This window comes from Pseudomonas sp. MYb2 (genome assembly GCF_002979955.1).
Lineage (GTDB): Bacteria > Pseudomonadota > Gammaproteobacteria > Pseudomonadales > Pseudomonadaceae > Aquipseudomonas.
Genome location: NZ_PCQC01000007.1, coordinates 289,970 through 303,358 on the forward strand (window position 1 = coordinate 289,970; position 13,389 = coordinate 303,358).

13 protein-coding genes are annotated in these 13,389 nt (G+C 58.5%); 10 read left to right on the plus strand and 3 right to left on the minus strand.

Annotated elements, in window-relative coordinates; translation table 11 throughout:
- Positions 1 to 2: 2 nt before the first annotated feature.
- Complete coding sequence (locus tag CQ009_RS14815) at positions 3 to 293, minus strand: hypothetical protein (protein ID WP_027612069.1); 291 nt, start codon at positions 291 to 293, stop codon at positions 3 to 5.
- A gap of 402 nt (positions 294 to 695) precedes the next feature.
- Between CQ009_RS14815 and argF the strand changes: the two genes are divergently transcribed.
- Positions 696 to 1,616 (plus strand): ornithine carbamoyltransferase, encoded by a 921-nt coding sequence (argF, locus tag CQ009_RS14820; protein ID WP_105707129.1) that lies wholly within the window; start codon positions 696 to 698, stop codon positions 1,614 to 1,616.
- Positions 1,613 to 2,722, plus strand: a complete 1,110-nt coding sequence (locus tag CQ009_RS14825; RefSeq protein ID WP_105707131.1) for an ABC transporter ATP-binding protein — start codon at positions 1,613 to 1,615, stop codon at positions 2,720 to 2,722. The genes argF and CQ009_RS14825 overlap by 4 nt, the downstream gene beginning before the upstream one ends.
- A gap of 78 nt (positions 2,723 to 2,800) precedes the next feature.
- On the opposite strand, the gene CQ009_RS14830 is transcribed toward CQ009_RS14825, so the two are convergent.
- Together CQ009_RS14830 and ybaK are read right to left on the minus strand one after the other, a co-directional pair.
- Positions 2,801 to 3,583 (minus strand): PhzF family phenazine biosynthesis protein, encoded by a 783-nt coding sequence (locus tag CQ009_RS14830; protein WP_105707133.1) that lies wholly within the window; start codon positions 3,581 to 3,583, stop codon positions 2,801 to 2,803.
- 98 nt (positions 3,584 to 3,681) lie between these two features.
- Positions 3,682 to 4,152, minus strand: a complete 471-nt coding sequence (ybaK, locus tag CQ009_RS14835; protein WP_064391974.1) for a Cys-tRNA(Pro) deacylase — start codon at positions 4,150 to 4,152, stop codon at positions 3,682 to 3,684.
- Between the two features lie 362 nt (positions 4,153 to 4,514).
- Between ybaK and CQ009_RS14840 the strand changes: the two genes are divergently transcribed.
- From CQ009_RS14840 to CQ009_RS14875, 8 genes are all read left to right on the plus strand, one after another.
- Positions 4,515 to 5,366 carry an MIP/aquaporin family protein gene (locus CQ009_RS14840; RefSeq protein WP_064391976.1) on the plus strand — a complete coding sequence of 284 codons (852 nt, stop codon included), beginning with the start codon at positions 4,515 to 4,517 and terminating at the stop codon, positions 5,364 to 5,366.
- A gap of 77 nt (positions 5,367 to 5,443) precedes the next feature.
- Positions 5,444 to 6,946 (plus strand): glycerol kinase GlpK, encoded by a 1,503-nt coding sequence (glpK, locus tag CQ009_RS14845; RefSeq protein ID WP_007916698.1) that lies wholly within the window; start codon positions 5,444 to 5,446, stop codon positions 6,944 to 6,946.
- A 95-nt stretch (positions 6,947 to 7,041) separates the two neighbouring features.
- Positions 7,042 to 7,797, plus strand: coding sequence for a DeoR/GlpR family transcriptional regulator (locus CQ009_RS14850; RefSeq protein WP_007916700.1), 756 nt, complete (start codon positions 7,042 to 7,044; stop codon positions 7,795 to 7,797).
- 275 nt (positions 7,798 to 8,072) lie between these two features.
- Positions 8,073 to 9,614, plus strand: coding sequence for a glycerol-3-phosphate dehydrogenase (glpD, locus tag CQ009_RS14855; protein ID WP_064391978.1), 1,542 nt, complete (start codon positions 8,073 to 8,075; stop codon positions 9,612 to 9,614).
- Between the two features lie 429 nt (positions 9,615 to 10,043).
- Complete coding sequence (locus tag CQ009_RS14860; protein WP_064391980.1) at positions 10,044 to 10,970, plus strand: glutamate/aspartate ABC transporter substrate-binding protein; 927 nt, start codon at positions 10,044 to 10,046, stop codon at positions 10,968 to 10,970.
- A 193-nt stretch (positions 10,971 to 11,163) separates the two neighbouring features.
- Positions 11,164 to 11,910, plus strand: a complete 747-nt coding sequence (locus CQ009_RS14865; RefSeq protein ID WP_038369085.1) for an amino acid ABC transporter permease — start codon at positions 11,164 to 11,166, stop codon at positions 11,908 to 11,910.
- On the plus strand, positions 11,910 to 12,581 hold the full coding sequence (locus CQ009_RS14870) for an amino acid ABC transporter permease (RefSeq protein ID WP_003227756.1): 672 nt from the start codon (positions 11,910 to 11,912) through the stop codon (positions 12,579 to 12,581). The genes CQ009_RS14865 and CQ009_RS14870 overlap by 1 nt, the downstream gene beginning before the upstream one ends.
- The gene (locus CQ009_RS14875) at positions 12,578 to 13,312 is read left to right on the plus strand and encodes an amino acid ABC transporter ATP-binding protein (RefSeq protein WP_007963947.1); all 735 of its coding nucleotides are present in this window, start codon (positions 12,578 to 12,580) and stop codon (positions 13,310 to 13,312) included. The genes CQ009_RS14870 and CQ009_RS14875 overlap by 4 nt, the downstream gene beginning before the upstream one ends.
- Positions 13,313 to 13,389 lie beyond the last annotated feature (77 nt).

The following is a 13,389-nucleotide window of genomic DNA, read 5'->3' on the forward strand; positions in this document are numbered from 1 at the left end:
GATCAGTTCGATGGCAACTGCGGCGGTGCTGCCAGCTGGATTTCCTGAATGGTTTCGATCTGCTCGTGGGCGACGTGCACGCCGGTGAGTTCGCCGATCAACCGCCAATGCTCGTCGAGCCCGGCGCTGATGGTGGCCATGCGGTCAATCATGTGGCGCCCGGCAGTCTTCACCACTTCGTCTTCGCTGCGCAGCAACTCAAAAGACATTGAAGTGACTGACGCGGTGAGATGGGTCAGAGAGCGAGCCGTATGGCCCAGCAATTCCATTAACAGTTTTTCTTTCGATTCCATGCGGAGGCTTCCTGCGTCGCTCGAAAGGTATTTATAACCCAGCACTTTGCTTTAGCAAATGTTTCACACCGGCCATCCGACCAAGCGAATCCGTAACCGTGCAGTCTTGAACCGACCTGAGTAACGCCATCCCCGCTACGCCTGATTGCCAAGCCCCGCGAGGCCAGTGTACAAAGGGGCTCGCTGCTGTCCTCATGGCGGCTCTAAATGCGCACTGCAACATTCAGTACGCTTCTCTGTTCGCGCAAAAACGTAGCCTATTGGAAAAACGCGACATTTAGTGTCAATATCGCGCCTCCCCCTATTTCGTCGCCCCGTGCGGCTTACGCCGCAGGTCTCGCCCGTTGTTCCGTTAAACAAGGCTTTGAGCATCTGCGGTTTGTAGCAAAAAGGTAGTCAATGATGAGCGCAAGGCACTTTCTCTCCCTGATGGATTGCACGCCCGAAGAGCTGGTCAGCGTGATCCGTCGAGGCGTTGAGCTCAAGGACCTGCGTAACCGCGGCGTACTGTTCGAGCCTCTGAAAAACCGCGTGCTGGGCATGATCTTCGAAAAATCCTCGACCCGTACCCGGATTTCGTTCGAAGCAGGCATGATCCAGCTCGGCGGCCAGGCGATCTTCCTCTCGCCGCGCGACACTCAACTGGGCCGTGGCGAGCCGATCGGCGATTGCGCCATCGTCATGTCGAGCATGCTCGATGCAGTGATGATCCGTACCTTTGCCCACAGTACTCTGACCGAATTTGCCGCCAACTCGCGCGTACCGGTGATCAACGGCCTGTCCGATGACCTGCACCCGTGTCAGCTACTGGCCGACATGCAGACCTTCCTTGAACACCGTGGCTCGATCCAGGGCAAAACCGTGGCCTGGATCGGCGACGGCAACAACATGTGCAACAGCTATATAGAAGCGGCGATCCAGTTCGACTTCCAGTTGCGCGTTGCCTGCCCGCAAGGCTATGAACCGAATCCCGAGTTCGTGGCCAAGGCTGGCGATCGCGTGACCATCGTTCGCGACCCGCAAGATGCCGTGCGCGGTGCGCATCTGGTGAGCACCGATGTCTGGACTTCGATGGGTCAGGAAGAGGAAACTGCCAAGCGCCTCAAGCTGTTCGCCCCGTTCCAGGTCAACCGTGCCCTGCTCGACCTCGCTGCCGAGGACGTGCTGTTCATGCACTGCTTGCCTGCGCACCGTGGCGAAGAAATCAGCCTCGACCTGCTTGATGACCCGCGCTCCGTCGCCTGGGATCAGGCAGAAAACCGTCTCCACGCACAGAAGGCCCTGCTCGAGTTCCTCGTTGAACCGGCATATCACCACGCATGAGCCATGAATTACTGCTGAACCTGCGCAACCTCGCTTGCGGCTATCAAGATCAACGTGTGGTGCAGAACCTCAATCTGCACCTCAACGCCGGTGACATCGGCTGCCTGCTCGGCTCGTCCGGCTGCGGCAAGACCACCACCCTGCGCGCCATCGCTGGTTTCGAGCCGGTGCACGAAGGTGAAATCACCCTTGGCGGCGAAACCATTTCCCGCGCCGGTTTCACTTTGGCGCCGGAGAAACGCCGGATCGGCATGGTGTTCCAGGACTATGCGCTGTTCCCGCATCTGAGCGTCGCGGACAACATCGCCTTCGGCATTCGCAAGCACCCGAACAAGGCGCGCGTCACCGAAGAGCTGCTGGAACTGGTCAACCTGAAGAACCTCGGCAAGCGCTTCCCCCACGAGTTGTCCGGCGGCCAGCAACAGCGCGTCGCCCTCGCCCGCGCGTTGGCACCGGAGCCGCAACTGCTGCTGCTCGACGAACCCTTCTCCAACCTCGATGGCGAGTTGCGCCGCAAACTCAGTCATGAGGTACGCGACATTCTCAAGGCACGTGGCACCAGCGCGATTCTGGTGACCCACGACCAGGAAGAAGCCTTTGCCGTCAGCGATCACGTTGGCGTGTTCAAGGAAGGTCGGCTGGAGCAGTGGGACACGCCGTACAACCTCTATCACGAACCGGCAACGCCGTTTGTGGCGAGTTTTATCGGTCAGGGCTACTTCATTCGCGGCCAGCTCGGCAGCCCGGAATCGGTGCAGACGGAACTCGGCGTGCTGCGCGGCAACCGGGCGTACGGGTGGCCGATTGGCGGCGCGGTGGACGTGTTGCTGCGCCCGGATGACATTATTTATGCGCCGGACAGCGCGTTGAAAGCGCGCATTGTCGGCAAGACGTTCCTCGGAGCTTCAACGTTATATCGCCTGCAATTGCCGACCGGTGCACAGCTGGAATCGATTTTCCCCAGCCATGCCGATCATCAGGTTGGTGCGCAAGTGGGGATTCGTGTTGCCGCTGAACATCTGGTGTTGTTCCAGGCTTGCGGCAGCACTGCTGCGCAAATTCCGGCGGCGGAAAACGGCGTCCGCCGCTACAGCACCTCGCTTTAAAGATCAAAAGATCGCAGTCTTCGGCAGCTCCTGCATTGATCCCTGCAGGAGCTGCCGAAGGCTGCGATCTTTTAGCTTTTAACCCAGGATCAAGGTGCCGCTGGCAACCAGCGTTGCATTGCCGCCGATTTTTACCCGCTCGCCTTCCAGCCGGCAGAACAACTCGCCACCCCGCGCCGAACGCTGGCACGCCGTCAGGCTCGATTTGCCCAGACGCTTGGACCAATACGGAATCAGACTGCAGTGCGTCGACCCGGTCACCGGATCCTCATTGATGCCAATTGCCGGCGCGAAATAGCGCGAGACGAAGTCATGCTGATTGCCCCGCGCCGTGACGATCGCGCCCAGCCACGGCAGCTTCGCCAGCGCGACCATGTCCGGCTTGCAATCGAGCACGGCCTGCTCCGACTCCAGCACCACAAACAGTTCGTTGGAACCGAGCACATCAACCGCTTCAACTCCCAGCGCGCGCTCGACATCCAGGGTCACGCCAATCTCTGACGGCACGATCGACGGAAAGTCCAGCCATAAGCGGCCCTCTTCACGATTGACACTCAACGGCCCGGACTTACTGGTGAAGTCGATACGCTCGGCCGCTTCCTGGTAGATCTCGAACAACACATGAGCGCTGGCCAGCGTGGCATGCCCGCACAACGGCACTTCAGTGGTCGGAGTAAACCAGCGGATATGCCAGGCTTGGCCTTCACGCACGAGAAACGCGGTTTCCGCCAGATTGTGTTCGGCAGCGATCTTCTGCATCAGCTCATCCGCGAGCCACGCATCCAGCCGATACACCATTGCTGGATTGCCACTGAATGGCCGATCACTGAAAGCGTCGACCTGATGAAACTCAAGCTGCATAACCTTCTCCCTAAGTCAGTCGGCAGAGCATGCAGCGCGAGACGGATCAGCGCCAGTGACAGAACCGGCCAATTTTCTTCATACAGCGCAGCCCCCTCTCAGGCACGCCCGATATCGGCGAATTTGGCCTGAGTGTGTTCCGCGAGAGTCGCAGGGGGCAACTCGACCTCCAGCCCGCGCCGACCGGCACTGACATAAATAGTCGCAAAACCCTGAGCCGAGTTATCAATGAAGGTGCGCAGACGCTTTTTCTGCCCCAGCGGGCTGATACCACCCAACAAATAACCGGTAGAGCGCTGTGCCGCCGCCGGGTCAGCCATTTCGACTTTCTTCACCCCAGCGGCGTGGGCCAGACCCTTGAGGTCGAGACTTCCGACGACCGGCACCACCGCCACCAGCAGCTCACCTTTTTCACTGGCAGCCAGCAGAGTCTTAAACACCTGCGCCGGCTCAAGTGCCAGTTTTTCCGCAGCCTCCAGCCCATATGAAGCGGCTTTTGGATCATGTTCGTAACTGTGCACGCGATGTTCGGCACGAACTTTTTTCAACAAGTCCAACGCAGGGGTCATGGCAGCTCCAGGCTCGGCAGTGACAGAAAAATCTTCTGCCGGATTCTAGGCGATCAGCTCCTAAAAGGCTCTATCCCAAGCCACGAATGCCGGGGCTTGCAGACATTCCGAGCACTCCATGGAACGTCGCCGACACAGGATCATTCATCCAGCGAATAGTTACATTGTGACTGATGGTTCACTTTCGACCTTTGACAGGTTTGTTTCTTGTCTATATTTTTTCGAATCTGAATAATGTAAGAATTATCATCATTGCAGCACCCAGCAGTAAACCGGGAACCGAATGGGGATTCCAACCCGGTGAAAATCGCGCCCTGCCCTGACGGCAATGCGCCAGACAACAACAAAAACCGAGGTTTTCAATGACGACTGCTTTACAGCAACCAACGCTCTCGAGCCAATGCATGGCCGAGTTTCTGGGCACTGCACTCCTGATCTTTTTCGGCACCGGTTGTGTCGCCGCGCTCAAGGTCGCGGGCGCCAGCTTCGGCCTGTGGGAAATCAGCATCATCTGGGGCGTCGGCGTCAGCATGGCGATCTACCTCACCGCGGGCGTTTCCGGCGCGCACCTGAACCCGGCCGTGAGCATTGCACTGGCAATCTTCGCCGACTTCGAAAAGCGCAAACTGCCCTTCTATATCCTCTCGCAAATCGCTGGCGCGTTCTGCGGTGCACTGTTGGTTTACACGCTGTACAGCAATCTGTTCTTCGATTACGAACAAACTCACCAAATGGTTCGCGGTTCGGCCGCCAGCCTTGAGTTGGCCTCGGTATTCTCGACGTTCCCGAACCCGGTGCTGTCCACTGCTCAGGCTTTTCTGGTCGAGATGATCATCACCGCGATCCTGATGGGCGTGATCATGTCGCTGACCGACGACAACAACGGCCTGCCGAAAGGCCCGCTGGCGCCACTGCTGATCGGTTTGCTGATCGCTGTGATCGGCAGTTCGATGGGCCCGCTGACCGGTTTCGCGATGAACCCGGCGCGTGACTTCGGTCCGAAACTGATGACTTTCTTCACTGGCTGGGGTGAAATTTCCTTTACTGGCGGCCGTGATATTCCGTACTTCCTGATTCCGATTTTTGCACCGATTGTCGGTGCCTGCCTCGGCGCAGCCGGGTATCGCGGGCTCATCGCCCGTCACCTGACCGGCGCCACACCTGCTACAAAGGATGCAGAACCGGCCATTGACGGCAAACCAAGAACTTCTTGAAACAGTCGGCGCAGGCTCCTGCCCAATAGAGCCTGCGCCACGGCCCACTCTCCCTTATTTCGTCCAAGGCAATCGACATGACCGACATTCAGAATAAGAACTACATCATTGCCCTCGATCAGGGTACGACCAGCTCGCGCGCGATCATTTTCGACCGCGATGCGAACGTGGTCTGCACCGCGCAGCGCGAGTTCGCTCAGCATTATCCGCAGGCCGGTTGGGTCGAACATGATCCGATGGAAATTTTTGCAACCCAGAGCGCGGTGATGGTTGAAGCGCTGGCGCAGGCCGGTCTGCATCACGACCAGGTCGCCGCCATCGGCATCACCAACCAGCGCGAAACCACAGTGGTCTGGGACAAGACCACCGGTCGCCCGGTGTACAACGCCATCGTCTGGCAGTGCCGCCGCAGCACCGAGATCTGCCAGCAACTCAAGCGTGATGGTCACGAAGAGTACATCCGCGACAACACCGGCCTGGTCACCGACCCGTACTTCTCCGGCACTAAACTGAAGTGGATCCTCGACAACGTCGAAGGCAGCCGCGAGCGTGCACGCAACGGCGAATTGCTGTTCGGCACCGTCGATAGCTGGCTGATCTGGAAATTCACCGGCGGCAAAGTACACGTCACCGACTACACCAACGCCTCGCGTACCATGCTCTTCAACATTCACTCGCTGGAGTGGGATTCGAAGATGCTCGAGATCCTCGACATTCCGCGCGAGATGCTCCCGGAAGTGAAGGCGTCTTCGGAAATCTACGGGCGCACCAAGAGCGGCATCGCCATCGGCGGTATTGCCGGTGACCAGCAAGCGGCGCTGTTCGGTCAGATGTGCGTGGAACCAGGCCAAGCGAAAAACACCTACGGCACCGGCTGCTTCCTGCTGATGAACACCGGTGACAAAGCGGTGAAATCCCAGCACGGCATGCTCACCACCATCGCTTGCGGCCCGCGTGGCGAAGTCGCTTACGCGCTGGAAGGCGCAGTGTTCAATGGCGGTTCGACCGTGCAGTGGCTGCGTGATGAACTGAAGATCATCAACGACGCCCACGACACCGAATACTTCGCCAATAAAGTGAAGGACAGCAACGGCGTGTACCTGGTGCCGGCGTTCACAGGTTTAGGCGCTCCGTACTGGGACCCGTATGCCCGTGGCGCGCTGTTTGGTCTGACGCGCGGTGTGCGCGTTGACCACATCATCCGCGCTGCGCTGGAATCGATTGCCTACCAGACCCGCGACGTGCTCGACGCCATGCAACAGGACTCCGGCGAACGCCTCAAAGCCCTGCGCGTGGACGGCGGAGCGGTGGCGAACAACTTCCTCATGCAGTTCCAGGCCGACATTCTCGGTACGCAGGTCGAGCGTCCGCAAATGCGTGAAACCACGGCACTCGGCGCGGCGTATCTGGCCGGTCTGGCGTGCGGTTTCTGGGGCAGCCTGGAAGAACTGCGCGGCAAAGCAGTAATCGAGCGCGAGTTCGAACCGAGCCTGGACGAAGTGGAGAAAGAGAAGCTGTACAAAGGCTGGAAAAAAGCCGTCAGCCGCACCCGTGACTGGGCGCGTGAAGACGCTGAATAAGCCAGTCTGAGGACGGACTAAAGCTGGAAACTGGTCGGGAGGAGATTCCTGCGGCATCATGGGCAAATTTTGCACGGCAGCCCAAAGGAAGCCCCATGAATCTGCCTCCCCGTCAGCAGCAAATCCTCGAGCTGGTCCGCGAACGCGGCTATGTGAGCATCGAGGAAATGGCCACGCTGTTCGTTGTTACCCCGCAAACCATCCGCCGCGACATCAATCAGCTCGCGGAAGCCAATCTGCTGCGCCGTTACCATGGCGGCGCTGCCTATGATTCCAGCGTTGAAAACACCGCCTATGCAATGCGCGCCGACCAGATGCGCGATGAAAAACAACGCATCGGCGAAGCCATCGCCGCGCAGATTCCCGATCACGCCTCGCTGTTCATCAACATTGGCACGACCACCGAATCGATTGCCCGCGCCCTGCTCAATCACAATCACCTGAAAATCATCACCAATAACCTGCACGTGGCGTCGATGCTCAGTGCCAAGGATGATTTCGATGTGTTGCTGACCGGCGGCAATGTGCGTCGTGATGGCGGTGTTGTCGGTCAGGCCAGCGTGGATTTCATCAATCAGTTCAAAGTTGATTTCGCCCTGGTCGGGATCAGCGGCATTGATGAAGACGGCAGCCTGCTGGATTTCGATTATCAGGAAGTACGGGTTTCCCAGGCGATCATTGCCAATGCGCGGCAGGTGATTCTGGCGGCGGACTCGAGCAAGTTCGGGCGTAACGCGATGATTCGCCTGGGGCCGATCAGCCTGATCGATTGCCTGGTGACCGATCAGCAGCCGGTGCCGGCGTTGGCGCAGTTGTTGAGTCAGCACAAGATTCGCCTGGAAGTCGTTTAACCCCCCCAAGATCAAAAGATCGTCCGATCGCGGCCCGAGCCTTCGACAGCTCCTACAGGTTACGTGAACCCATGTAGGAGCTGCCGAAGGCTCGGGCCGCGATCGGACGATCTTTTCGCTTTTAATGTTCGTATTTTTTCCTTTCTCTGGCCTTCGATGAGTTTTTTCAATCGAACGTGACTGGCTGCGCGCGTCTTTATGGGCTACCATTTTCGCAAATGAACATTCATGTTCGATTTCCAATATAGAAAATCAAAAGAACCCGAGGCCAGCCGATGTCCACCTCTACCTTGCGTACGCCCCCAATCTCCGAGATCTACGACGTCGCCGTTATCGGCGGCGGGATCAATGGCGTGGGGATCGCAGCGGATGCCGCCGGTCGCGGACTTTCGGTGTTCCTTTGCGAAAAGGACGACCTCGCCAGCCACACTTCGTCGGCCAGCAGCAAGCTGATCCACGGTGGTCTGCGCTACCTCGAACATTACGAATTCCGTCTGGTGCGTGAAGCGCTGGCCGAGCGCGAAGTGCTGCTGGCCAAGGCCCCGCATATCGTCAAACCGATGCGCTTCGTACTGCCGCACCGTCCGCACCTGCGCCCGGCGTGGATGATCCGCGCGGGCCTGTTCCTCTATGACAACCTCGGCAAGCGCGAAAAACTGCCTGGTTCGAAAAGCCTCAAGTTCGGCGCCGACAGCGCACTGAAAAGTGAAATCAAGAAAGGCTTCGAATACTCCGACTGCTGGGTCGACGACGCCCGCCTCGTGGTACTCAACGCCATGGCCGCCCGCGAAAAAGGCGCCCACGTGCACACCCAGACTCGCTGCGTCAGCGCCCGCCGTGCCAAGGGCCTGTGGCACCTGAACCTGGAACGTGCCGACGGCAGCCTGTTTTCGATCACCGCCAAAGCGCTGGTGAACGCCGCCGGCCCGTGGGTCGCCAAGTTCATTCGTGACGACCTGAAGATGGAATCGCCGTACGGCATCCGCCTGATCCAGGGCAGCCACATCATCGTGCCGAAACTGTACGAAGGTGATCACGCGCACATCCTGCAAAACGAAGATCAGCGCATCGTCTTCACCATTCCGTACCTGAACAACCACTTCACCCTGATCGGCACCACCGACCGTGAGTACACCGGTGACCCTGCGAAAGTGGCAATCACCGACGGCGAAACCGATTACCTGCTGAAAGTGGTCAACGCCCACTTCAAGAAGCAAATCAGCCGCGACGACATCCAGCACAGCTACTCAGGCGTACGTCCGCTGTGCAACGACGAGTCCGATAACCCGTCGGCGGTCACCCGCGATTACACCCTGGCCTTGTCCGGCAACAGCGAAGAAGCGCCACTGCTGTCGGTGTTCGGCGGCAAGCTGACCACCTACCGCAAACTCGCCGAGTCGGCGATGGCGCAACTGATGCCGTTCTTCACCCAGATGCGCCCGAGCTGGACCGCCACGGCCACCTTGCCCGGCGGTGAAGACATGACCACGCCACAAGCCTTGAGCGCGCTGATTCGCGACAAGTTTGACTTCGTGCCGACCGAGATATCCCGTCGCTGGGCCACCACCTACGGCAGCCGCACCTGGCGCATGCTCGAAGGCGTGGAAAGCCTCGCGGACATGGGCGAGCACATTGGCGGCGGGCTCTACACCCGTGAAGTCGATTACCTGTGCAGCGAAGAGTGGGCGACCACGGCGCATGACATTCTGTGGCGTCGCAGCAAACTCGGTCTGTTCACCACTCCGGCGGAGCAGGAGAAGCTTGCGGCGTATCTGGGTAAAGTTGAGCAGAACCGTAGCAAGATTGAAGCGGCGTGATTTGAACATTGGTTAAACAAAAAGCCCCTGAATCGTAAGGTTCAGGGGTTTTTTTGTTTGCCTGACACACCGCTACCCCTGTAGGAGTGAGCCTGCTCGCGATGGCGGTGTGTCAATCAACATACCTGGCGCCTGACACACCGCTATCGCGAGCAGGCTCACTCCTACAAAACCTCGTTCGGTTTTCCGAACGAGACTCCCCGGTCAATTCGGTAAACCGGATCACTCCCCACAAAAAAATCTGCCACAAAACTTTAATATCCTTATAAATCATAACTTTAAGCATTCGAGACTGGTCTGGCACGACTCATGCTCTACACTCTCTCGACGAATGCCTGTTGTGCCAACACTTCAGGAGCCGTCAGGCATTCGAAGCACAAAAGGGCCGACGAACTGGCTCCATAAAAAAAACAATTCGAGGAAAATTTGATGCGCATCGTTCCCCATATCCTGGGCGCAGCCATTGCGGCCGCTCTGATCAGCACGCCAGTTTTCGCCGCCGAACTCACCGGCACCCTGAAGAAAATCAACGATTCGGGCACCATCACGCTCGCTCACCGCGACAGCTCCATTCCGTTTTCCTACATTGCCGATGCTTCCGGCAAGCCAGTGGGCTACTCCCACGACATTCAAGTGGCCATCGTTGAAGCCCTGAAAAAAGACCTGAACAAGCCCGATCTGCAGGTCAAATACAACCTGGTGACCTCGCAAACCCGTATCCCGCTGATCCAGAACGGCACCGCGGACATCGAGTGCGGCTCGACCACCAACAACGCCGAACGCGCTCAGCAAGTCGACTTCACCGTCAACATCTTCGAAATCGGCACCCGTCTGCTGGTCAAGAAAGACAAGGAAGGCAAGCCGTCCTACGCTGACTTCGCCGACCTCAAAGGCAAAAACGTCGTGACCACCGCGGGCACCACGTCCGAGCGCATCATCAAAGCGATGAACGCCGATAAGCAGATGGGCATGAATATCATCTCCGCCAAAGACCACGGCGAATCCTTCAACATGCTGGAAAGCGGCCGCGCCGTTGCCTTCATGATGGACGACGCCCTGCTGGCCGGCGAAGAAGCCAAGGCCAAGAAGCCGGCTGACTGGATCATCACCGGTACGCCGCAGTCGTTCGAAGCCTACGCATGCATGGTTCGCAAAGATGACCCGGCCTTCAAGAAGGCTGTCGATGACGCCATCGTTGCGCTGTACAAGTCCGGCGAGATCAACAAGATCTACAGCAAGTGGTTCGAGAGCCCGATTCCACCAAAAGGCCTGAACCTGAACTTCCCGATGAGCGACAAGGTAAAAGATCTGATCGCCAACCCGAGCGACAAGCCGGCGCCTGACGTAAAAATCTGATTCCTGACTAACCTTATTGCCTGAGGGAGCCACTCTCCCTCAGGCGTCTGTTACTACCTGCGGGCTGTACTGTGGAACACTCGACCTGGCGGTTTTCGAGCCGATCGCGTGTGCCTGACGTTCAACGTCAGGCGGGAAAGGATCTTCCCCAAGCGGGTGCTTGTACATCGATCGATCTCGAGGGGAGACCCTAATGAATTACAACTGGGACTGGGGCGTGTTCTTCAAGTCCACCGGCGTCGGCAGCGAGACCTATCTCGACTGGTACGTCTCCGGTTTGGGCTGGACCATTGCCATTGCCATCGTGGCATGGATCATCGCCTTGCTGCTGGGCTCCATTCTGGGGGTCATGCGCACGGTGCCAAACCGTATCGTATCGGGCATCGCGACCTGCTACGTGGAACTGTTTCGCAACGTGCCGCTGCTGGTTCAGCTGTTCATCTGGTACTTCCTGGTACCCGACCTGCTGCCGCAGAACCTGCAGGACTGGTACAAACAGGATCTCAACCCGACCACCTCGGCTTACCTGAGCGTTGTCGTGTGCCTGGGCCTGTTCACCGCTGCCCGTGTCTGCGAGCAAGTGCGTACCGGTATTCAGGCGCTGCCACGCGGCCAGGAATCCGCCGCTCGCGCCATGGGTTTCAAGCTGCCGCAGATCTACTGGAACGTGCTGCTGCCTCAGGCCTACCGCATCATCATTCCGCCGCTTACCTCGGAATTCCTCAACGTCTTCAAGAACTCCTCCGTGGCGTCCCTGATCGGCCTGATGGAACTGCTCGCGCAAACCAAACAGACCGCCGAATTCTCGGCCAACCTGTTTGAAGCCTTCACCCTGGCCACGCTGATCTACTTCACCCTGAACATGAGCCTGATGCTGCTGATGCGCATGGTCGAGAAGAAAGTTGCGGTGCCCGGCCTGATCTCCGTGGGGGGTAAATAATGGACTTCGATTTCAGCGGCATCATCCCCGCTATCCCGGGCCTGTGGAACGGCATGGTCATGACCTTGCAGTTGATGGTCATGGGCGTGGTCGGCGGCATCGTACTAGGGACGATCCTCGCGCTGATGCGCCTGTCGTCGAGCAAACTGCTGTCGCGCGTGGCCGGCGCTTATGTGAACTACTTCCGCTCGATCCCGCTGCTGCTGGTGATCACCTGGTTCTACCTGGCGGTGCCGTTCGTGCTGCGCTGGATCACCGGTGAAGACACGCCGATCGGTGCGTTCACCTCCTGCGTCGTGGCGTTCATGATGTTCGAAGCCGCGTACTTCTGCGAAATTGTCCGGGCCGGTGTGCAGTCGATCCCCAAAGGCCAGATGGCCGCAGCACAAGCGATGGGCATGACCTATGGCCAGACCATGCGTCTGATCATCCTGCCCCAGGCGTTCCGCAAGATGACCCCGTTGCTGCTGCAACAGTCGATCATCCTGTTCCAGGACACCTCGCTGGTCTACACCGTGGGCCTGGTGGACTTCCTCAACTCCGCCCGCTCCAGCGGCGACATCATCGGTCGTTCCAACGAGTTCCTGATCTTCGCCGGTGTCGTCTACTTCATCATCAGCTTTTCCGCCTCGCTGCTGGTCAAGCGTCTGCAAAAAAGGTTTGCCGTATGATCTCTATCAAGAACATCAACAAGTGGTATGGCGACTTCCAGGTGCTGACTGATTGCAGCACCGAGGTCAAAAAAGGCGAAGTGATCGTGGTCTGCGGCCCGTCGGGTTCCGGCAAATCGACCCTGATCAAATGCGTCAACGCGCTGGAGCCGTTCCAGAAAGGCGACATCGTCGTCGACGGCACCTCGATTGCCGATTCGAAAACCAACCTGCCGAAACTGCGTTCGCGCGTCGGCATGGTGTTCCAGCATTTCGAGCTGTTCCCGCACCTGACCATCACCGAAAACCTGACCATCGCGCAGATCAAGGTGTTGGGCCGCAGCAAGGAAGAGGCGACCAAGAAAGGTCTGCAACTGCTCGAACGCGTTGGCCTGTCGGCGCACGCCCACAAGCACCCGGGGCAACTGTCCGGTGGCCAGCAACAGCGTGTGGCGATTGCCCGCGCGCTGGCGATGGACCCGATCGTCATGCTGTTCGACGAACCGACCTCGGCGCTCGACCCGGAAATGGTCAACGAAGTGCTCGACGTGATGGTGCAACTGGCCCACGAAGGCATGACCATGATGTGCGTGACCCACGAAATGGGCTTCGCCCGTAAAGTAGCGGACCGGGTGATCTTCATGGACGCCGGCAAGATCATCGAGGACTGCCCGAAAGAGGAATTTTTCGGCGACATCAGCGCCCGCTCCGAACGCGCGCAGCACTTCCTCGAGAAAATCCTGCAGCACTAAAAGCAACACCGCCTCCCCTTGTAGGAGCTGCCGCAGGCTGCGATCTTTTGATCTTTAGAAACAAAGTCAAAAGATCG

Coding starts and splice junctions, on each gene's coding strand:
- ybaK (WP_064391974.1), bottom strand. CDS start 4,152: ATGACCCCTGCGTTGGACTTGTTGAAAAAAGTTCGTGCCGAACATCGC.
- CQ009_RS14850 (WP_007916700.1), top strand. CDS start 7,042: ATGAATCTGCCTCCCCGTCAGCAGCAAATCCTCGAGCTGGTCCGCGAA.
- CQ009_RS14830 (WP_105707133.1), bottom strand. CDS start 3,583: ATGCAGCTTGAGTTTCATCAGGTCGACGCTTTCAGTGATCGGCCATTC.
- CQ009_RS14875 (WP_007963947.1), top strand. CDS start 12,578: ATGATCTCTATCAAGAACATCAACAAGTGGTATGGCGACTTCCAGGTG.
- CQ009_RS14815 (WP_027612069.1), bottom strand. CDS start 293: ATGGAATCGAAAGAAAAACTGTTAATGGAATTGCTGGGCCATACGGCT.
- CQ009_RS14825 (WP_105707131.1), top strand. CDS start 1,613: ATGAGCCATGAATTACTGCTGAACCTGCGCAACCTCGCTTGCGGCTAT.
- CQ009_RS14865 (WP_038369085.1), top strand. CDS start 11,164: ATGAATTACAACTGGGACTGGGGCGTGTTCTTCAAGTCCACCGGCGTC.
- CQ009_RS14870 (WP_003227756.1), top strand. CDS start 11,910: ATGGACTTCGATTTCAGCGGCATCATCCCCGCTATCCCGGGCCTGTGG.
- glpD (WP_064391978.1), top strand. CDS start 8,073: ATGTCCACCTCTACCTTGCGTACGCCCCCAATCTCCGAGATCTACGAC.
- CQ009_RS14860 (WP_064391980.1), top strand. CDS start 10,044: ATGCGCATCGTTCCCCATATCCTGGGCGCAGCCATTGCGGCCGCTCTG.
- CQ009_RS14840 (WP_064391976.1), top strand. CDS start 4,515: ATGACGACTGCTTTACAGCAACCAACGCTCTCGAGCCAATGCATGGCC.
- argF (WP_105707129.1), top strand. CDS start 696: ATGAGCGCAAGGCACTTTCTCTCCCTGATGGATTGCACGCCCGAAGAG.
- glpK (WP_007916698.1), top strand. CDS start 5,444: ATGACCGACATTCAGAATAAGAACTACATCATTGCCCTCGATCAGGGT.